General features: G+C 73.0%; 17 protein-coding genes and 1 riboswitch. Of the genes, 5 read left to right on the plus strand and 12 right to left on the minus strand.

Annotated elements, in window-relative coordinates:
* Positions 1 to 156: 156 nt before the first annotated feature.
* Positions 157 to 918, minus strand: a complete 762-nt coding sequence (locus tag ACGFZK_RS05675) for a class I SAM-dependent methyltransferase (RefSeq protein ID WP_393847554.1) — start codon at positions 916 to 918, stop codon at positions 157 to 159.
* Between the two features lie 57 nt (positions 919 to 975).
* Positions 976 to 1,078: riboswitch (ZMP/ZTP riboswitch) on the plus strand.
* A gap of 78 nt (positions 1,079 to 1,156) precedes the next feature.
* Between ACGFZK_RS05675 and ACGFZK_RS05680 the strand changes: the two genes are divergently transcribed.
* Positions 1,157 to 2,002, plus strand: coding sequence for a bifunctional 5,10-methylenetetrahydrofolate dehydrogenase/5,10-methenyltetrahydrofolate cyclohydrolase (locus ACGFZK_RS05680; protein ID WP_393847866.1), 846 nt, complete (start codon positions 1,157 to 1,159; stop codon positions 2,000 to 2,002).
* Between the two features lie 47 nt (positions 2,003 to 2,049).
* On the opposite strand, the gene ACGFZK_RS05685 is transcribed toward ACGFZK_RS05680, so the two are convergent.
* The 4 genes from ACGFZK_RS05685 to ACGFZK_RS05700 are packed head-to-tail and all read right to left on the minus strand — an operon-like array spanning position 2,050 to position 6,357.
* On the minus strand, positions 2,050 to 3,219 hold the full coding sequence (locus ACGFZK_RS05685) for an MAB_1171c family putative transporter (protein ID WP_393847555.1): 1,170 nt from the start codon (positions 3,217 to 3,219) through the stop codon (positions 2,050 to 2,052).
* Positions 3,216 to 4,682, minus strand: coding sequence for an NAD(P)/FAD-dependent oxidoreductase (locus ACGFZK_RS05690; protein ID WP_393847556.1), 1,467 nt, complete (start codon positions 4,680 to 4,682; stop codon positions 3,216 to 3,218). Before ACGFZK_RS05690 ends, ACGFZK_RS05685 begins: the two co-directional genes overlap by 4 nt.
* On the minus strand, positions 4,679 to 5,335 hold the full coding sequence (locus tag ACGFZK_RS05695) for a toxin-antitoxin system, toxin component (protein ID WP_393847557.1): 657 nt from the start codon (positions 5,333 to 5,335) through the stop codon (positions 4,679 to 4,681). The genes ACGFZK_RS05690 and ACGFZK_RS05695 overlap by 4 nt, the downstream gene beginning before the upstream one ends.
* Positions 5,332 to 6,357, minus strand: coding sequence for a hypothetical protein (locus ACGFZK_RS05700; RefSeq protein WP_393847558.1), 1,026 nt, complete (start codon positions 6,355 to 6,357; stop codon positions 5,332 to 5,334). Before ACGFZK_RS05700 ends, ACGFZK_RS05695 begins: the two co-directional genes overlap by 4 nt.
* Positions 6,358 to 6,613: 256 nt before the next feature.
* Here ACGFZK_RS05700 and ACGFZK_RS05705 point away from each other — a divergent pair, with 256 nt between their 5' ends.
* Positions 6,614 to 7,036, plus strand: a complete 423-nt coding sequence (locus tag ACGFZK_RS05705; protein WP_393847867.1) for a hypothetical protein — start codon at positions 6,614 to 6,616, stop codon at positions 7,034 to 7,036.
* Here ACGFZK_RS05705 and ACGFZK_RS05710 read toward each other — a convergent pair.
* Positions 7,022 to 7,825, minus strand: coding sequence for a helix-turn-helix domain-containing protein (locus ACGFZK_RS05710; RefSeq protein ID WP_393847559.1), 804 nt, complete (start codon positions 7,823 to 7,825; stop codon positions 7,022 to 7,024). The genes ACGFZK_RS05705 and ACGFZK_RS05710 overlap by 15 nt on opposite strands.
* A 138-nt stretch (positions 7,826 to 7,963) precedes the next feature.
* On the opposite strand from ACGFZK_RS05710, the gene ACGFZK_RS05715 reads away from it, so the two are divergent.
* The gene (locus ACGFZK_RS05715; RefSeq protein ID WP_393847560.1) at positions 7,964 to 8,269 is read left to right on the plus strand and encodes a 4a-hydroxytetrahydrobiopterin dehydratase; all 306 of its coding nucleotides are present in this window, start codon (positions 7,964 to 7,966) and stop codon (positions 8,267 to 8,269) included.
* A 29-nt stretch (positions 8,270 to 8,298) separates the two neighbouring features.
* Positions 8,299 to 9,033: a class I SAM-dependent methyltransferase gene (locus tag ACGFZK_RS05720; protein ID WP_393847868.1), complete on the plus strand. Its 735-nt coding sequence runs from the start codon at positions 8,299 to 8,301 to the stop codon at positions 9,031 to 9,033.
* A gap of 49 nt (positions 9,034 to 9,082) precedes the next feature.
* On the opposite strand, the gene ACGFZK_RS05725 is transcribed toward ACGFZK_RS05720, so the two are convergent.
* The 6 genes from ACGFZK_RS05725 to ACGFZK_RS05750 form a co-directional block, all read right to left on the minus strand.
* On the minus strand, positions 9,083 to 9,931 hold the full coding sequence (locus ACGFZK_RS05725; RefSeq protein ID WP_393847561.1) for an aldo/keto reductase: 849 nt from the start codon (positions 9,929 to 9,931) through the stop codon (positions 9,083 to 9,085).
* 111 nt (positions 9,932 to 10,042) lie between these two features.
* On the minus strand, positions 10,043 to 10,819 hold the full coding sequence (locus tag ACGFZK_RS05730) for an ABC transporter ATP-binding protein (protein ID WP_393847562.1): 777 nt from the start codon (positions 10,817 to 10,819) through the stop codon (positions 10,043 to 10,045).
* Complete coding sequence (locus ACGFZK_RS05735; RefSeq protein ID WP_393847563.1) at positions 10,816 to 13,548, minus strand: ATP-binding cassette domain-containing protein; 2,733 nt, start codon at positions 13,546 to 13,548, stop codon at positions 10,816 to 10,818. The genes ACGFZK_RS05730 and ACGFZK_RS05735 overlap by 4 nt, the downstream gene beginning before the upstream one ends.
* 9 nt (positions 13,549 to 13,557) lie before the next feature.
* Positions 13,558 to 14,826, minus strand: a complete 1,269-nt coding sequence (locus ACGFZK_RS05740; protein WP_393847564.1) for an ABC transporter substrate-binding protein — start codon at positions 14,824 to 14,826, stop codon at positions 13,558 to 13,560.
* Positions 14,827 to 14,984: 158 nt separating this feature from the next.
* Entirely contained in the window at positions 14,985 to 16,808 is a 1,824-nt protein-coding gene (locus tag ACGFZK_RS05745; protein WP_393847565.1) for an AMP-dependent synthetase/ligase, read from the minus strand.
* A gap of 103 nt (positions 16,809 to 16,911) precedes the next feature.
* Positions 16,912 to 17,769, minus strand: a complete 858-nt coding sequence (locus ACGFZK_RS05750; RefSeq protein ID WP_393847566.1) for a LysR substrate-binding domain-containing protein — start codon at positions 17,767 to 17,769, stop codon at positions 16,912 to 16,914.
* A 130-nt stretch (positions 17,770 to 17,899) separates the two neighbouring features.
* Between ACGFZK_RS05750 and ACGFZK_RS05755 the strand changes: the two genes are divergently transcribed.
* Entirely contained in the window at positions 17,900 to 18,940 is a 1,041-nt protein-coding gene (locus ACGFZK_RS05755; RefSeq protein ID WP_393847567.1) for a bile acid:sodium symporter family protein, read from the plus strand.
* Positions 18,941 to 18,945 lie beyond the last annotated feature (5 nt).

The following is an 18,945-nucleotide window of genomic DNA, read 5'->3' on the forward strand; positions in this document are numbered from 1 at the left end:
GGAAACAGACCCGAGGGGGTTCTGTATTCCGGGCTGCGCGAGGACACCTGTCGGTTCATCGCATGCCCGAGTCGATTCGTTACGCGCTGAATTGAGTGACCTGCGCCACGCTGTGTCCGCGCAACCGATCCGGCGCAGATCCGTCCGCCCTTCACATCAGCCCGTTTTGCGGGCTTCGATGAGGAATCGGGCGGTATGAGCGACGAACGGACCTTCGCGTTCGATCTGTTCGTGCAGCTCGCGCAACCGGTCCCGGTACTGCCCGACCGTGAAGCCGGGCACCATCCAGATCACCTTCCGCAGAAAGTAGATCACGGCTCCGATGTCGTGGAACTCCGTACGCAGTCGTTCGGAGCGCAGATCGAGGATGTCGAGGCCGGCCGCGGTGGCGTCGGCGACCGCGTCGTCGGGGTGCCGGGCGCGACGGGTCTCCTCCGGCTGCGGGCCGAGGAAGTACTCGACGAGCTCGAAGACGCTCGCCGGACCGACCTGCTGCGAGAGGTAGGTGCCGCCCAGCGTCAGGACCCGCGCGATCTCCTCCCACCAGATGGTCACCGGGTGCCGGCTGGTCACCAGCTCGAAGGCCGCGTCGCCGAAGGGCAGCGGCGGCTCGTCGGAGTCCGCGACCACCACCGCGCCCAGCGGGTGCAGCAGCCGCGTCGCCTTCTCGATGTGGGGCGGCCAGGACTCGGTGGCCACCATCAGCGGCGGCAGCGGACCGGAACCGGCCAGCACCTCGCCGCCGCCGGTCTGGATGTCCAGCGCGGACCGGACCCGGGCCAGCCGCTCGCCCATCAGACGCTGGTAGCCCCAGGAGGGGCGCTGCTCGGTGGCCCGGCCGTCGAGCCACGAGAAGTCCCAGCCGTCCACGGAGACGGAGTCGGCCTCGGCGACAAGATGGTCGAAAGTACGCGTCATGCATTGATCGTCCCAGGTCGGACGCCCGTCAACCACCGGATATGTCGACTACAGTGGTCAGCGGGCCGTGACTGGCGTTCGGGTGGATCACCACCGGGGAGCGGCCCGGCGTACCTGCGGGCTTCGGGTACGTCGACTGCCGCGCGCCTGGGCGAACCGCGATCCGCAGCGACGTTCAGGAGACCCCGTGACGACTGCCCAGACTGCCGGCGCCACCGCCGCCGCCACTGCCCGGCTGATGGACGGCACCGCCCTCGCCCGTCGCATCTCGGAGCAGACCGCCGCCCACGCGGCGAAGATCACCGAGCGCACCGGCACCGCGCCCTGCCTCGCGACCGTGCTGGTCGGCGAGGACCCCGCTTCCGTCACCTACGTACGCATGAAGCAGAACCGCTGCGCGAAGGCCGGGATCACCTCCCGCCACGTCGAGCTGCCGGCCGCGACCACCACCGAGGAGCTGGTGGCCACCCTCACCGCGCTCTCCGAGGACCCGCAGATCAGCGGCATCCTGCTCCAGCACCCCGTCCCGCACCACATCGACGAGCGCGCCGCCTTCGAGGCCATCGCCCCGGGCAAGGACGTCGACGGGGTCACCATGCACTCCTTCGCCGCCATGGGCTTCGGGCTGCCGGGCTTCGTCTCCTGCACCCCCGGCGGCATCATGCGGCTGCTGGAGGCCTACGACGTGGACCTGACCGGCAAGCACGCCGTGGTCGTCGGCCGCAGCGCGATCCTGGGCAAACCGGCCGGGATGCTGCTGCTGGAGCAGAACGCCACCGTCACCTACTGCCACTCCCGTACCCGGGACCTGCCCTCGATCGTGCGCCAGGCGGACGTGCTGGTCGCCGCCGTCGGCAAGGCCGAGTTCATCCGCGGTGAGGACATCAAGCCGGGCGCGGTGGTCCTGGACGCCGGGTACAACGAGGGCAACGTCGGCGACGTGCACTTCGAGTCGGCCGCCGCCCGCGCCTCGCTGATCACTCCGGTGCCGGGCGGGGTCGGCCCGATGACCATCGCCGTACTGCTGGAGCAGACCGTCCAGGCGGCCGCCGCGCAGGCCGGGCTGGACCTCGCGGAGCTCTGACCGCAGAGCGAACGCCCCGGGCCCCCGGGTCCGGGGCGTTCCGCGTTTCAGGCCCCGGCGGCGGAGCGGGCAGCCGTGGCGACGATGGGGGAGGTACGGAACTCCCGAGCCAGGGCGGTCAGCGGCCGGTCGGACAGCCGTGGCGGCTCGGCGTGCTGCGGAGGCCCGGCGGCACCGTCGGAGGCGGCCCGGCACCGGCACGCCGCGGCGAGCATGGCGGCGTCGGCCACGGCCGAGGCCCGGGCCTCGCTCGCGCCCTGGCCGCGCGCGGCCTCGTACGCGGCGCTGCGCACGGCGGGGTCGAACCAGCGGGTGAGGGCCAGGATCCCGTCGTCGATGGCGGACTCGCGGTGGATCAGCCGGATCCCCACCGGCGACCACCAGGCCAGTGGGACGGTCCGTCCCTGGGCCGCGGCGAATCCGTGCAGCGCCTTCCACAGCGGGCGCAGCCGCCGGTACTGGCTGAAGGCCTGCCACGTCGCCGATCCGCCGACCAGCGGCACCACGAAGCCGGCGCCGAGCAGCAGCGCGGACGCCGAGGCCAGCGGTGGCGCCACGTCCGTGGACAGGTACACACAGTCGCGGCCGACCCAGCGGGCCACCACCGAGGCCCACTTGGCGACCAGGTAGGCCAGGTCCATCAGCCCGGCGAGCACGATCAGGGCCAGGCCCGTGCGCAGCGGGCGCAGCGAGCGGTCCGTGCGCGCCAGCCACTTGCCGCACAGCCAGGTCAGCGCCGAGGTGCCCATGGTGTGCGCCACGAGGAAGCAGACGATCATCTCGCGGATCCACGGCGTCGTGGCGTAGTACGTGTCCAGGTCCCGGAGCCGTTCCACCGGTGCGTCGCCGATCACGAAGAGCGCGACGATCGCCACGGTCGCCGTGCCGAACAGGGCCGTGGTCAGCCGGGTGGCCCGGCGCACGGCAGCGGGCGGCCCGCCGCGCCACTGCAGGACCAGGACGACGCACAGCCCGGAGAACACGGTGAGCAGGCCGAACACCAGGGGCGCGGAGAAGTTGACCACGCCGGTGAAGCGGTTGACCGAGGCGATGGTCGGCGGCGAGGCCAGGAAGGTGATGGGAGAGCCGACGACGAGCAGCGCGCACGCGGTGCGGTTCAGCGGCTGGTCCCAGACCCTGCGCAGCGTACGCGCCTTGATCAGCAGCGCGACGACCATCAGTGACCCCGGCAGGAGCAGCAGGAGCCTCCCGCTCATCGGGCCTGTCCGACGGGGTCGGCGGGGCCGACCGGGTCCGCTGCGGGGCCGGGCGCCTGGCCGTGGGCCGGGTCGAGGCCGGCGACGGCCCGCTCGGCGGCGGTGAGCGGCGGCGCCTTCAGCGCGCCCCGGTCCGAGGCGCGCAGCACGTGCCAGACCACCGACGGGCGGAGCCAGTGCGTGGGCGCGGTGCTCATGGTGAGGACCTTGAACAGGGCGGCGGTGAGCGCCTCGTCGGTGGTGGCTCCCGTCATCAGCCTGTTGACGTACCCGTTGAGCAGGCCGGTGCCGGCGCGCGGCTTCATCCCGGTGGCCCCCGGGTACAGGATGTCCTGCGAGGTGGCGAGCTCCCAGGCGGTGCTGACCTGGGGCGCGATGACGCGCTGGGCCTCGCGGCCGATCCCTGGGTGCGCCAGGCCCTTCGCCCGGAGCAGGGTGCGTACGGCCAGCAGCCCCTGGGCGGCGACGGTCATGCCCTGCCCGTACAGCGGGTTGAAGGTGGCGACGGAGTCGCCGACGGCGAAGAACCCGTCGGGCAGCTCGGCCTTCTCGAAGTAGATCCGGCGGTTGGCGGTGCCCTGGGTGACGGCGACGTCCGTCAGGGGCTTGCGGCCCTCCAGGAGCTCGCCGACGATCGGGTCGCGGACGGCCTTGGCGAACGGGATGAAGGCGTCGGGGTCGCCCGTCGGCTGGCCGCCGCGGGTCCCGGAGAGGGTGGCCTGCCACTGGCCGTTCTCGATGGGCACGATGGTGGCCGTCTGACCCGGGACGGGCACCCGGGGGTCGGACTGCACGTTGACGATGGGGAAGCCCGTCTCGTGGGCTCCGGCCGGGGCTTCGAAGATCCTCGTCGCGTAGACGAGGCCGGAGTCGACCTCGGCCTGCCGGATGCCGGTGACGCCGAGTGCCTGGAGCCAGGTCCGGGCGCGCGAGCCGCGACCGCTCGCGTCGATCACGAGGTCGGCGGTCAGCAGCCGGCCCTCCTCCTGCGGAGTGTCGACCAGGACGCCGGTGACCCGGGCCGCCGTGCCCTCCAGGCCCCGGACCCGGCTCTGCTCCAGGGTGGACACCCCGGCGAGGGCCGTCACACGGGCGCGGATCACCGAGTCGAGGAGGTCGCGGCTGCAGGAGATGTTGAACTGCTTCTCCCCGCAGCGCGGTATCCATCCCTGGGCGGTCTTGGTGACCAGGTCGGTGGGCAGGCTGCGGCGGATGGCGCCCGCCTTCGTCCAGTCGGCGGTGATGCCGGGCAGGATCTGCTCGATGGCCCGGGCACCGCCCGACCACAGGAGGTGGGTGTGCCGGGCCTGCGGAAGTCCACGGCGCGGGGCCGGCCCCTCGGGCAGCGGGTCGGCGTCGATGACGGTGACCGTGGCGTGCTCGGCGAGGACAGCGGCCGCGAGGAGGCCGGCCAGACTGCCGCCTATGACGACGGCGTGGCGGGGCGGGGAGGACTGGTTCATCGTGGCGTGCTCTCTGTCAGTGCCGTGCTGAGGGCATCGGCGGGAGGGATGCGGCGACCGGCTGGTGCGAGGTCGCGGCGTGGCACGGGGCTTCCCCAGCCGAGTGAGGACTTGATGCGCTCGATCGCCTCGGGGAACTGCTGCTCCCGGGGCGACGGCAGGTAGGAGCGCAGGATGTTGCCGAGGTGCAGGCCGAAGGTCTCGGCCCGGATCTCCGTCGGATCCCCCTGGTCGGCGCGTGCGGCGGCCTGCCGGACCACCGCGTCCAGCCCGGAGCCGGAGGCCAGCAGTCCGGCGAGGCGGCCGGGGTGTCCCGCCAGCCGGGCGGCCGCCAGCATGCCCGGACCGACGCTGTCGCTGGTCCCCTCGTCCAGGTGCCACAGCTCGTGGCAGGCGATGACGAGCTGGTGTTCGGGACGGGTGTGCTGCTCGACGACGATCAGGTCGACGTCGTCCAGCTCCAGCCACAGCCCGCTCGCGGTGTCGGGCGGGAAGGAAGTGAAGTGGAAGTCAACTTTCCGTTCTTCGCCGCGCCGTGCGGCGTAGGCGGCGCACAACGCCCCGATGATCTCGCTGACATCGGCCGGCGGCGTCAGGCGAGCGCCCTCCAGCAGTTCGGAGCCCAGCTTGCGCATGGCCCGTGTGGTCCTCATCGTGTGTCTCCCTCGGCGGCGGCGCCGTCGGCGGGCGTCCCGCCCTTCGTGCCCGGAACTCCGAGCTGCCCCTCGCGCGCGAGGAGGTCGTCCAAGTGATCGGCCAGCGACTTCCAGCCCTGGGGCGACAGCCGGTCGGCCCGCGTGACGATGCTCCGTACGTCGTGCGCCCGCAGCACCGCCAGCATCGGGTTCTCCCGCTCCCGCACCGCGGACTCCAACTCCCCCTCGATCAGGGCGAGGGCGGTGGAGAGGGCCTCCGTGTCGTCGGCCAGCAGGAAGCCGCCCTCCACGCCGTAGAAACGCTGGATCCCGGCGGCCGCGGCGAGGTTCGGCAGGCCCTCGCCCTGGGCGAGGCGGGTCAGCGACTGCCCCGACGCGTCGAAGGACTTGGCGATGGCCGCCAGTGAATGGGGCTGTCCGTCCTCCCGTACGCGGGTGCGGCGCAGGTGCTCGAAGCGCAGGTGCACCTGCTCCTTCAACGGCAGCCGGGGCGGCCTGCCGTCGAGGGTGAGCCGGATGGCCTGCGGGGTCATGCCCGTGAGGTACGAGAGGTGCTCCAGGTCGTCGCGGCCGTCCGAGAGGGTGGTCGCGGACAGCGCGAGGGCCCGCTCCACCGCGCTCTTGCTGTCGGCCAGCAGGAAACCGGCGTGGACCCCGAAGAACCGCTGCACACCGGCCGCGTGGCCCATCCGGGGCAGCCCGGTGCCCGCGTTGAGCGGGCCGAGGGAGGCACCGGGGGCGTCGAAGTCGTCGGCGATGGCGGCCAGCGGCCACTCCCGGCCGTGCTTGTCGCGCCGGGTCGCCCGCAGCCGCAGGAACCGCTGGTGCACGCGCCGCTCCAGCGGCGCCTCGACGACCGTGCCCGCCACCACCAGGGGGATGCGCCCGGGTTCGACCCCGGACAGACGGCTCAGCCGCTCCACCGCCAGCACCTCGGCCGGATCCTGCCCGTGCTCCTGCGACAGTGCCCAGATGCGACGCCATATCGCGGCGAGGTCGGGTCGGGCGGCGGCTCGCACCGGCGGATTCTCCATTTGTCGACAAGACGTTCGAGTTGATCGGGCTCGTGAAGCCTAGCCTCCCGCCCGTGGCCGAACCAGGGGAACCCCAACGTTTCCTGCCGTACAGCTCAAAAAGGGTTGGCATGACCTCCGAGGTAATCGACCCGTCCCACGGGCCCCCGGCACAGTGGACGCAGCGGGTCCCGGGGCTGCGCACTCGGTCCCGGAACCCGTCTCCCACCTGGCCGTTCGACCTCGATGGAGGCTGATTCCCCTGTCCGCGACCCCGCTCGCCGGCTTCACCGGCAACCGTGTCCCGCCGACCGCGCTGCGCCGCTTCCTCGCCCTCGACTCCGTGGTCACCACCGCCAACGGGCTCGCGTACACCGCCTTCTCAGCCCCGCTCGGCCGGCTGCTCGGGGTCGGGCAGGGGCTGCTGCTCGGACTCGGGCTCCTCCTCGTCGCGTACGGGGCCGCGGTCGGCGTGCTCGCCTCCCGGCGGCAGCCTCCCGTCCTCCCCGTGAAGCTCGTCGTCGAGACGAACTACGCCTGGGCGGCGCTGAGTCTGGTTTCGCTCGCGCTCTGGTTCGAGCCCACCGCCGCGGGCCTGCTGTGGATCCCGGTGCAGGCCGCCACCGTGGCCGGCTTCGCAGTCCTCCAGCAGCTCGCCCTGCGCCCGGGCTCAGCCGCCCAGTGAGCGCAGGTACTTCACCGTCGCCGGGTCGGCCGGGAGCAGCGTCTCGATGGCCAGCTCGGCGACGGTCACGTCCATCGGCGTGTTGAAGGTCGCGATGGACGACACGAAGGACAGCACGTGCCCGTCGTGCTCGATGACCAGCGGCAGCGCGAGGTACGCGGCGCCCTCGTCCGGTGCGCCGTCGCCCGGTGCGCCGTCGCCCGGGCGCTCGGCGACCGGATAGGCCGACACCTCCTCGTGCAGGGCGCGCAGCGGCTCGGAGCGGGCCAGCGCGATCTGCCGTTCCATCTGCGCCAGCAGGTGCCCGCGCCACTCCCGGAGGTTGCGGATCCGCGGGGCCAGGCCTTCGGGGTGCAGGGTGATCCGCATGGCGTTCAGCGGCGGGGTCAGCAGGTGCTCCGGCAGCCCGTCCAGCAGCATCGCGATGCCCCGGTTGGCGGCGACGACGTCGTACGTGGCGTCCACGACCAGCGCGGGATAGGGCTCGTAGCCCGTCAGCAGCCGTGCGATGCCCTCGCGCAGCGTCTCCATCGCCGGGTCGTCCAGTGCGGTGTGCGCGTAGCGCGGGGCGTAACCCGCGGCGAGGAGCAGCGAGTTGCGCTCCCGTACCGGTACGTCGAGGTGGCCGGCGAGCCGCAGCACCATCTCCTCGCTCGGCCGGGACCGGCCGGTCTCGATGAAGCTGATGTGCCGGGACGAGGACTCGGCGCGGCCCGCCAGCTCCAGCTGGCTGATGCCGCGCCGCTCCCGCCAGGCGCGCAACAGGGTCCCCACGCTCGTCGTCGTCATGCGACCGACGTTAGCCGAGCGGGCCCGGCCCGGGCCGTCAGGCGGAGAAGTACCCGAGCGCACTACGGCGCGAAAGGATTGTTCCGGCGTGCACTGTGGGAACCTTGACTACACGTCACGGGGAAAAGGAGCCGGTGCATGCCGAGTGAGCCGCTGTCACAGAAGGAGATCGAGGACCGGTTGCGGGAGCTCCCCGGATGGGCCTTCGAGGACGACCGGATCTTCCGCACGTACCGGCTGGGCACGCACTTCGCCGCGAGCGCCCTCGTTGCCCACATCGCCTCCGTCCAGGAGGAGCTGAACCACCACTCCGACCTGACGCTCGGCTACAACACCGTCCGGCTCTCCGTGAACAGCCACGACGCCGGCGATGTGGTGACGGAGTCCGACTTCGCCCTCGCCGAACGCGTCGAAGCCCTGGCCCCGGCCCACGGCGCGCGCTGATGACCACGCACATACCCTCCGCGAGACCCCTGCTCGACTACGACGCGGAGGCCGAGGCCTACGACGCCACCCGCGGCGGCACCCCGCGCGCCGAAGCGGCGGCAGCCGCCGTCCTCGGCCTGCTCCCCGCGGACGCGGAAACCCTCCTCGACCTCGGCTGCGGCACGGGCATCGTCACCAGCCGCCTCACCCGCCCCGGACTGCGCGTCCTGGGCGCGGACGCCTCCCACGGCATGGCCGCGATGGCGCGGCGCCGCGGCGTCCCCGTGACCCTCGCCGACGCGGCCCGGCTGCCGGTGGCGCCGCAGTCGCTGGACGCGGTGAGCGCGGTGTGGCTGCTGCACCTGCTGCGGGAACCGGGACTGGTGCCGGTGGTGATCGCCGAGGCCGCACGGGTGCTGCGGCCCGGCGGGGTCTTCCTCGCCACCGTGGACAAGGACTCGGCGCACGACGTCGGCAGCGACATCGACGCCGTCTTCGCCGCGCACCTGACCCCGACCCCCTCGGACGCCTCCGGGGAGGTCGAGGCCTATGCGGCCCGGGCCGGCCTGCTCCCGGTCGGCGAGGCCCGCTTCACCGGCCACGGCCAGGGCCGCACCCCGCGCGGCTCCGCCGAGGACCTCCTCGCGGGCCGGTACGCCTCACGGATCGTGCCGCGCGGGATCACCGCGCAGGAGCTGGCGGCCCGGCTGGAACTGCTGCCGGACCAGGACGTGCCGCGCGCGGAGCCGACGTACCGCATACGGAGCTTCGTACGCGTCTGACGGCCCCGCACGGCCCGGGTCGCGTCGTGGGCGCCCGGCCCGGCTCCTGTCACACGTCGAACGAGGCCGGGTCCGGGCCGATCCGGCGGCCCGCCGCGCCCGCGCCCAGGGCGTCCAGCGCGGCGATGTCGGCGGCGTCCAGCTCGAAGCCGAACACGTCCAGGTTCTCCCGGATGCGCGCGGGGGTCACGGACTTCGGGATCACGATGTTCCCGAGCTGCAGGTGCCAGCGCAGCACCACCTGTGCGGCGCTGCGGCCGTACTTGGCTGCGATCGTGGTGACCGCCGGGAGGGTCAGGAGCTCCTTGCCCTGGCCCAGCGGGGACCAGGCCTCGGTGGCGATCCCGCGCTCGGCGTGCACGGCGCGCAGCTCGGCCTGCGGGAAGAGCGGGTGCAGCTCGACCTGGTTCACGGCCGGGACCAGCGCACTCTCGGCGGCGAGCCGCTCCAGGTCGGCCGGGCGGAAGTTCGACACGCCGACCGCCTTGGCGCGGCCGCTCGCCGCGATCTCCTCGAAGGCCGCCCAGATGGCGACGAAGTCGTCGCGCATCGGACGCGGCCAGTGGATCAGGTACAGGTCCACGTGGTCCAGGCGCAGTTTGGCGAGGGAGTCGTCGAAGGCGCGCAGCACCTGGTCCCGGCCCCACTTCTGCTTCCGGCCGTTCCACAGCTTGGTGGTGACGAACAGCTCCTCGCGCGCCAGCCCGGAGGCGGCCACGGCCTTGCCCGTGCCCGCCTCGTTGCCGTAGACGGCGGCCGTGTCGATGCTGCGGTAACCGGCCTTCAGAGCGGCCCCGACGGCGTGCTCCGCCTCCGCGTCCGGCACCTGCCAGACGCCGAACCCGAGCTGGGGCATGAGCGTGCCGTTGTTGAGCTTGATGGCGGGGACCTGGTTCACGTCTGGTCGTTCCCTCACGTCGGGGCGGTGGTGCGGCGGGGGTGGAGCGTCGTACGAGGGGCGATAACCGGCCCCTCGTACGACGTATTCCCGCCATCCGGACGTGATCCCTCAGGCGGTCCCGAGGTACGCCTCCCGCACCAGCGGGTTCGCCCGGACCCCGGCCGCGGGGCCCTCGGCCAGCACCGTCCCGAGGTCCAGTACGACGACCCGCGAGCAGAGGTCCATCACGAAGGCCACGTTGTGTTCGACCAGCAGCACCGCGCAGCCCTCCCGCTCCGCCAGCCGCCGGACGACCTCCGCGAGCCGCTCGCGCTCGGGCGCGGACATGCCGGACGCGGGCTCGTCCAGCAGCAGCACCCGCGGCGGATCGGCCACGGCTCGGGCCAGCTCCACCATGCGGGCCTGCCCCACGGGCAGCCCGCCGGCGTACGAGGTCCCGAGCGCGCCGATCCCGCAGTCGGCCAGCACCCGCTCGCCGCGGGCCCGGCGCTCGCGCTCCCGGGCCCGTCGGGCCGGCAGCGCGAGGAGGTCGGCGGCCGGCCCGCCCCCACCGCCCCGCCACTCCTGCGCCACCAGCACGTTGTCGGCCACGCTGAGCTGTCCGAACAACTGCTGCCGCTGGAACGTCCGGCGTATCCCGTGCCGGGCCCGCCAGACGGGGGAGCGGCGGGTGATGTCCGCCCCGTCCAGCAGCAGCCGCCCCCGGTCGGGGCGGCGGATCCCTGACAGGACGTCGAACAGAGTGGTCTTCCCGGCGCCGTTCGGCCCGATCAGCCCGCACACCTCGCCCGCGCGGACCCCGAGGTCCACCCCGGCCAGCGCCCGGACACCGCCGAAGCGCACGCCGACCCCGCGGGCCTCCAGTACGTACCCGCCCTCGCTCATGTCGCCATCCCCAGATAGGCCTCGGTGAGCCGGTCCGCCTCCACCTCGGCCCGGGGGCCGCACCAGGAGACCCGCCCCTGGGAGAGGTAGGCCACGGTGTCGGCGATCCCGAGGATCTCGGCGGCCTTCTCCTCCACCAGGAGCAGTGCGGTCCCGGCGTCGCGCAGCTCGGTGAGCAGCGCGTACACCTCCTCCACCACGCGCGGGGCGAGCCCGAGCGAGGGTTCGTCGGCGATCAGCACCGCGGGCGGGCGCTGCAGCAGCGGGGCCAGGGCCAGCATCTGCTGCTCCCCGCCGGACAGCGCTCCGGCGGGAATCCCGCGCCGCTCCGCGAGCCGCGGGAAGCGTGCGTAGACGGCGGCCCGGGCCATGGCGTCCTCGAGGTACAGGGCCAGGTTCTCCTCGATGGTGAGCGCGGGGAAGATCCCGCGTCCCTCGGGAGCGAGCACGACCCCGGCTCGCGACCGCCGCACGGCCCCGTCCCGTGTCGCGTCCCGCCCGCCGACGCACACCGCTCCGGCCCCGACGGGCAGCAGTCCGGCGGCCACCTTGCAGGCGGTGCTCTTCCCGGCGCCGTTGGGCCCCAGCACGGCGAGGATCTCGCCGGGGCGGACGGCGAGGTCGACGCCATGCAGGACGAGCCCACCGTCGTACCCGGCCGTGACCCCGCGCAGCTCCAGGGCGGGCCCTGTGCGCTGCGCGCCCGCGCCTTCCTCCCGCCTCGCCGGCGTTCGCGGCGCGGGGTCCGGGGCGGAGCCCCGTGAAACGGCGGCGGGCTCTCCGGTCGGCCCGGGCTGCGCAGGGATCCGGGGCGCCGGCCCCGCGGCCCGCCGCCGCGCCAGCCGCACCGGCACCGCCGCGCAATACCCGTCCGGGTCATTGGCCAGGGCCAGACCCGCCAGGCCGAACAGGATCACCGGAAGGTGCGCGGACTCCGTCACGTAGTCGGACAGCAGCCGCGGAGCCACCGCGAACACCAGCCCCGCCACCACCGCGTACTGCGGCCGCCGCACACCCGCCGCCACGACCACGGCCAGCCACACCAGTCCGGTCATCGCCGTGAAGTCCGTCGCCGTGATCCGGGTGTTGTACGAGGCGTACAGCACGCCTCCGAACCCGGCCAGCCCCGCCGACAGCGTGAACAGCAGCAGCTTCGTCCGCAGGACGGAGACCCCCGAGGCGACGGCCGCCGCCGGGGCCGACCGGACCGCCAGCATCGCCCGCCCCGACGGGGAGTTCCGCAGCGCGCTCAGCCCGGCGGCCACCAGCGCGACCAGCAGCACCAGGGCCACCCCCAGTGCCCGGTCGTCGGACAGGTCCACCGGTCCGATCACCGGCCGCGGGACCGACCAGCCCGCGTCGCCGTTCCGTAGCCACCGCAGCTGGAACAGCACCTGATCGGCCAGGAAGGCCAGCGCCAGCGTGGCCAGGGCCAGGGACCTGCCGCCCAGCCGCAGCGCGGGCAGCGCGACGAGCGCCCCCAGCAGCGCCGCCACGCACGTACCCACTGCCAGCGCCGCCACGAAGGGCCAGCCCCGGCTCATGAGCAGCCCGGCCACGAGCGCCGCACCGGTCACGAAGGTGCCCTGTGCCAGCGACACCATCGCCCCGAGCCCGGTCACCACCGTGAACGACATGAACACCAGCGCGATGGCCAGCCCCTGGGCCAGCAGTCCGCTCCAGAAGGGCGTGGTCACGGTGTAGAACGCCACGCAGAGCGCCGCCCCACCCACCGCCCACCCGCCCCACCGCCGCCGCCACGACGCCCCGGCCAGATGGTCGACCGGCGGGGCGTCCACGGCCGCGACCCCGGCCGTCCGGGCCCGGCGGGTCAGCACCAGCAGCCCGCCGAACAGGATCAGGAAGGGCACGGCCGTACGGAAACCGGTGACGGACTCGGCGAAGGACGCGTACCCGGCCACCAGGTTCTGCAGCACCCCGAGCCCCAGCCCGCCCGCGAAGGCGAGCGGCACGGACGCGAACCGCCCGATCACCGCCGCCGTGGCAGACACGAACAGGAACAGGGTGAAGTCGTGCGCCGACAGCCCCAGCAGCGGCGTCGCCAGCACACCCGCCAGCCCGGCCAGCCCAGAGGCGATCATCCACGCCACCGACGACAGCCGGTCGGCGCTGATGCCGCGCAGCTCGGTCAGCGAGCGGTTGTCGACGGCGGCCCGCAGCTGCAGGCCCAGCCGCGTGTGGCGCATCAGCACCCACAGGGCCACCGCCACCAGCGCCGTCACCACCCAGGTGATCAGCTGGTCGGAGTCGATGCCGACACCGTCCGCGAGCTGCCAGGACCGCGCGGGGCTCGGCCCCACTCCCGGCAGCCCGAACTGGTTCTCCGCGGGTTTCACCGGCGCGCCGGCGCCGGACAGCAGCTCCACCGCCCACAGCCCGGCGGCCGGCAACGCCACCAGCAGCCCGATGGTGGCCACGATCTGCGCGGTCTCACCGACCCGGGCGAGCCGCCGGAACATCAGCCGGTCCAGCCCCCAGCCGAGACCGGGGGCGAGTACGAACACCACCAGCAGTGCGGCCGGGACGGCCGGCCAACCCAGCCCCGAGTGCAGCTCGTAGAAGGTGAGCGCGCACAGGTAGGCGGTGGCCCCGTGCGCGAAGTTGAACAGCCCGGACGCCGAGTACGACAGCACCAGCCCGGTGGCGAGCAGTGCGTACAGTGCGCCGGAGACCAGACCGCTCAGTACGAAGACGAGCAGATCTCCCATGTCGCGGCCCTACTTGAAGGGGATGGGTTCGTAGCACTTGAACGGCACGGAGACCTCGTACGCGCCGTCCTTCAGCTGGACGAGCGCTCCGCAGCCGAAGCTGTCCTTCTGGCCCTTGGGCTCCGCGCGGTCGCCGACGAGCGTGCCGGTGTCGGAGAAGTTCTGCGCGGCGCTCTGGAAGGATTCGACGGTGAGGTTCCTGCCGGCCTTCTGCGCGATGGAGACGAAGAGGTCGGCCGACATGTACCCGGTCAACATGTGCAGGTTGAGCGGGACTTCCTGACCTCCCGCCGCCGCCTTGATGTCCGCCTTGAACTGCGCCATCTTCGGATCGGCCGACTCGAACGGCTGGAACTGCAGCAGCACGTGCACCCCGTCGAGGGCCTGCTTGGTGGCGTCCTTGGCGAGCAGTCCGGGGTCGTAGTCGGTCGGGTCGGAGAGCAGTCCCTTGTACCCGCTGCGCTTGAGGGCGGTGAAGAGCCCGATGTTGTTGGGGGTCTGCATGACGGAGACGACGGCGTCCGGGGCCTTGCCGTCGTTGCTTGAGAGGATCTCCTTCACGTACGCGGACCAGTCGCTCGGTACGGCGGTGCCGGGTACGGAGGCCTTGGCGTAGGAGACCTTGAACCCGGCGCTGGTGAAGCCCTGCTGGAAGGTCCGGATGCCGAACTTGCCGGCGTCGCTGTCGTTGGCGATGATCGCGACCGACTTGCCCTGGGCGCCGCCGAGGATCTGGCCGATGCCCTCGGGCCAGGTCTGGTTGAGGGTGCCGCCGGGGGTGGGGACCAGGCAGCCGTTGAAGCCGTAGATGTGCTTGGGCCCGCAGAAGGAGGGCAGGGTTCCCCAGCCGAAGGTGGGGACCTTCTCCTGCTCGAGGAAGTCGGCTCCGGAGAAGGTCACCGAGCTCATGGGGGAGACGGCGAAGACCTTGTCCTGCTGGACGAGTTTGCGGGCGGCCGCCAGGTTCTTGGCGGGGTCCTGGCCGTCGTCCTCCGCACCGAGGTAGTCGATCCTGCGCCCGTTGATCCCGCCCTCGGCGTTGGCCCGGAGGTAGCGGGCCCTGGCCCCGAGGTCGGTGTCCTTCTTGCTGTAGCCGCTGGAGCTGGTCATCGACACGATCCCGCCGACCCTGATCGACTCGGCACTCACCCCGCGGGAGGTGCCGGGCGCGTCGCCGGGCTTGCCGGGGGAGGCGCCGTTGGTGGAGGCGGAGTTGCAGGCGGAGACGAGCGCGAGGGCCGCCGCCGCGGCGGCCAGGGTGCGGATCGGTCGCAACATGTCGGGGATCCCCTCCGATTGGAATCCCCGCATTCTGTGCGTGACCTGACGGATCGTCAATATTGCTGACGAGTAGAAATGACGAGCCGTCAGTTTCGCTCGCGACCCACCCGTCACACCGCCCAGACCTGCCGCGATGGCCCGCGGCCGGATCCCGCTCAGGAGGAGTAGAGGGCCGCGACCTCCTTCTCGTAGGCCTTCTCGATCGCCCGGCGCTTGAGCTTCAGCGAGGGGGTCAGCAGGCCCCTTTCCTCCGTGAACTGCTCACCCAGCACCCGGAAGGTGCGGATCGCCTCCGCCTGGGAGACCAGGGTGTTCGCGGCCACCACCGCCCGGCGCACCTCCGCCGTCAGGTCCGGGTCGCCCACCAGCTCGGCCGCCGGCAACTGCGGCCGGCCCCGCATCGACAGCCAGTGCGCTATCCCGTCCATGTCCAGGGTGAGGAGCGCCGCGATGTACGGCCGGTCGTTGCCCACCAGCACGCACTGCGACACCAGCGGATGTGAGCGGACCCGCTCCTCCAGCGCGGCCGGCGCGACGCTCTTGCCGTTGGAGGTCACCAGGATGTCCTTCTTGCGCCCGGTGATGGTGAGGTAGCCGTCCTCGTCCAGCCGTCCCAGGTCCCCGGTCGCCAGCCAGCCGCCGCGCAGCACCGCCTCCGTGGCACGGGGGTCGTTGAGGTACCCGGAGAAGATGTGGCCGCCGTGCAGCCAGACCTCCCCGTCGTCCGCGATGTGCACCGAACTGCCCGGGATCGGCCGCCCCACCGTGCCGTACTTGGTCGCCCCCGGCGGGTTCGCGGTGGCCGCCGCGCACGACTCGGTCAGCCCGTACCCCTCGAACACCGTGATCCCGGCCCCTTCGAGGAACAGCCCCAGGCGGCGCGACATCGCCGACCCGCCCGACATCGCGTGCCGCACCCGGCCGCCCATCGCCTCGCGGACCTTCCCGTAGACGAGCTTCTCGAAGAGCTGGTGCTCCATCCGCAGCGCGGCGGACGGCCCCGGCCCGGTGCCGAAAGCCCTGCGCTCGCGTGCCTCCGCGTACCGCACGGCCGTCTCCACCGCCCGGTCGAAGGGGCCCGTACGCCCCTCCGCCTCCGCCTTGCGACGGGCGGCCGCGAAGACCTTCTCGAAGACGTACGGCACGCCCAGCACGAAGGTCGGCCGGAACGCGGTGAGGTCCGGCAGCAACTCGGCCGCCGCCAGCACCGGCTGGTGCCCGAGCTTGACCCGCGCCCGGACCGCTGCCACCTCCACCATCCGCCCGAACACGTGCGCCAGCGGCAGGAAGAGCAGCGTCGAGGGCTGCTCGCCCTGCCGGGCCTGGAACACCGACTCCCAGCTGTGGACCAGGGTGTCGGTCTCGTACATGAAATTGGCGTGCGTGAGCACGCACCCCTTGGGCCGGCCGGTGGTCCCGGAGGTGTAGATGACGGTGGCGGTCGCATCGGGCGTCACGGCGCCGCGGTGGCGGTGCACGACGTCCTCGGCGACCCGGCGGCCGTCGGCGACGAGCGCGTCCACGGCCCCGGCGTCGAGCTGCCACAGCCGTTTCAGGTGGGGGAGCCGGTCGATCACCGAACCCACCGTCATCGCCTGGTTCTCGTCCTCGACGACGCAGGCCGTGCAGTCGGTGTCGAACAGGATCCAGTGCACCTGATCGGCGGAGGCCGTCGGATACACCGGGACGGGCTGGGCGCCGATCGCCCACAGGGCGAAGTCGAAGAGGGTCCACTCGTACCGGGTGCGGGACATGACGGCGACCCGGTCCCCGAAGCGCACCCCCTGGGACAGCAGCCCCCGGGCGAGCGCGAGCACCTCGGCGGCCAGTTCCCGGGACGTCACGTCCCGCCAGACACCGTCGGTCTTGCGGCCGAGCACCACCCGGTCCGGCTCCTCGCGGGCGTGCTGGAAGACGATGTCGGCCAGGCCGCCGACGGGCGCGCCCGTGATGACGGGTGGAACGGTGAACTCGCGCAAGGCCCCGCTCCTCTCCGCGCACCGCGGTGAACGTACCGCATGGTCAATGGGGGTTGATCGGCCTCCGGATACCTCCACAAGACCTCCCCAGTGATCACGGAGTTCACGCCGCTGACGTGCGACTGAGCCGGTCCGCGCCGGAGAGCACCGCCCCGGCCAGCGCCTCGGCCGCGGCCGACGGACGCGCCCCGCGGAGCAGCGCGAACTCCACCGGCCCCAGCTCCGGCAGCCCGCCGACCCGCACCAGGCCCGGCGGGATCAGCCCCCGGGTGTGCGCCATCACGCCCAGCCCGGCCCGGGCCGCCGCGATCAGGCCGCTCAGGCTGCCGCTCGTGCACGCGATCCGCCACGCCCGCCCCTCCCGCTCCAGCACCTCCAGCGCCCGGGCCCGGGTGATGCCCGGCGGCGGGAAGACGATCAGCGGAACAGGGCGCTCCGGGTCCACCCGCAGCCCTTCCGCCCCGATCCACACCATCCGGTCCCGCCAGACGAGCCGCCCCCGCTCGTCCCCGGGCCCCCGGCGTTTCGCGAGCACCAGGTCCAGGCGCCCCGCGTCCAGCCGCTCGTGCAGCGTCCCCGAGAGCTCCACCGACAGCTCAAGATCCACCTCGGGGTGCGCGTGCCGGAAGCCCTCGAGGATCTCCGGCAGCCGCGTCAGCACGAAGTCCTCCGAGGCCCCGAAGCGCAGCCGCCCGCGCAGCCGGGTCCCCGCGAAGAAGGCCGCCGCCCGCTCGTTCGCCTCCAGGATCGTCCGCGCGAAGCCGAGCAGGGCCTCGCCGTCCTCCGTCAGCCCCACGCTGTGCGTGTCCCGGACGAACAGGGGCCGCCCCGTCGCCTCCTCCAGCCGCCGCACGTGCTGACTGACCGTGGACTGCCCCACGCCGAGCCGTCCCGCGGCCTGCGTGAAGCTGAGCGTCTGGGCCACCGTGAGGAACGTCCGCAGCCGGACCGGATCGTACATACCGCCCACGCTAACCCGTTCATCACGGAACGCGATGACAGTGAGTGCGGCATGCGGGTTTCCCGATGACCGTCCGCAGCCGACCATGGAGGGAGCACCCCCGCCCCGACAGCAAGTGAGCACCCCGCACATGCGCCGCCCGCACCTCCCCGCCCGGCTGCCCCTGGACCCCTACGTCCTGGCCCTGCTCGGCACCGTCGGCCTCGCCGCCCTGCTCCCCGCCCGCGGCCCGGCCGCCACCGTCGCCGGCGGCGCCTCCACCGCCGCCGTGGCCCTGCTGTTCTTCCTCTACGGCGCCCGGCTCTCCACCCGCGAGGCCCTCGACGGCCTGCGCCACTGGCGGCTCCACCTCACCGTGCTCGCCTGCACCTTCGTGCTCTTCCCGCTCCTCGGCCTGGCCGCCCGCGGCCTCGTCCCCGACCTCCTCACCGCCCCCCTCTACAGCGGCCTGCTCTTCCTCTGCCTGGTCCCCTCGACCGTGCAGTCCTCCATCGCCTTCACCTCGATCGCCCGCGGCAACGTCCCCGCCGCGATCTGCGCCGGCTCCTTCTCCAGCCTGGCCGGCATCGTCCTCACCCCGCTCCTCGCCGCCGGCCTGCTCGGCGGGGACGCGGGCGGCTTCTCCCTCGGCTCCCTCCTCAAGATCACCCTCCAGCTCCTGCTGCCCTTCCTCCTCGGACAGGTCCTGCGCCGCTGGGTCGGCGGCTTCCTCGTCCGCCACAAGCAGGTCCTCGGCTACGTCGACCGCGGCTCGATCCTGCTCGTCGTCTACGCCGCCTTCAGCGCGGGCGTGGTCGCGGGCATCTGGCACCGGGTGAGCCTGCCGCGGCTCGCCGCCCTGATGCTGACCGAGGCCGTACTCCTCTCCGTCATGCTCCTCGTCACCTGGTACGGCGCAGCCCGCCTCGGTTTCGGCCGCGAGGACCGCATCGCCATCCAGTTCGCCGGGTCGAAGAAGAGCCTGGCCGCCGGACTCCCCATGGCCAGCGTGCTGTTCGGGGCCCATGCCGCCCTCGCCGTGCTCCCGCTGATGCTCTTCCACCAGATGCAGCTGATGGTCTGCGCGGTCATCGCCCGGCGCCGCGCCCAGGATCCGGCGCCCGAACTCGCCGCCGACCGTGTGGCGGACGTCTCGCCCGAGGCCCAACGGCCCGCGCCCCCGGCCCGGTAACGTTC

The sequence above is a fragment of the Streptomyces sp. NPDC048257 genome, assembly GCF_043201855.1.
Lineage (GTDB): Bacteria > Actinomycetota > Actinomycetes > Streptomycetales > Streptomycetaceae > Streptomyces.